This window comes from Alkalibacterium sp. s-m-28 (assembly GCF_054658175.1).
The window spans coordinates 1-666 of sequence record NZ_BAAGIQ010000234.1 but is presented as its reverse complement, the minus strand read 5'-3'; the positions used below and the strand labels follow the sequence as shown (position 1 = coordinate 666).

Here is a 666-nt window from a genome sequence, read left to right as displayed (position 1 = left end):
TTGGGCATGGCTGATTAAGGACGTGAGTGCGTTCTCATCAAAGATACGAAGACTGCCTTCGGCACTCTTGAGTTTTGCCTCCACGTATTGTCTCGCTTCATCTTGCTGAATACCCGTACAGTGATAAATAGAAATAACCCGTTGCCTTAAGGCCTCTAAGGACGCATACCGTAATTTATCCAGCAGACTGGCAGTGCCAATAAGTAAGACCACTGTGTTTGAGACCGTATCTCGTTGAAAATTCAATAAAAGAAGCAGTTCTTCAAAGATGTCCATTGACAAAAATTGGGCTTCATCCAGGACAATGACTGGCGTGATACGCTGACTCTCTAATTGGCGAATGCGTTCCTGGATGTTGCGAAAATTGACGACCTTTTTGTGGCTCGGTTCCAGTCCCAGTTCAATGGCTAATTCCTGATAAAAATCACGACTGGATAACCGTGTCTCCTTGATTTCACAACAGGTATACAGATTCGTATTTAAGCCGTTAAGAAAGTGATGAACGATACGGCTTTTCCCTACGCCAGAGGCTCCTGTATAGAGACCGATACCCTTTTGAGAGACCACTTGGTCTAAACGGGCGTGCATCTCCAGGTAATCCGTACTTTTAAAGGTATAAGGGTGGTCTTTTGTGAACGGATTGGTGGTTAATCCGTAATAAGAAAA

General features: G+C 44.1%; 1 protein-coding gene. It reads right to left on the bottom strand.

Annotated elements, in window-relative coordinates:
- Nucleotides 1-666: ExeA family protein (locus ACYQ4S_RS12105; RefSeq protein ID WP_459771411.1), on the bottom strand; the 666-nt coding region annotated here is incomplete at both ends.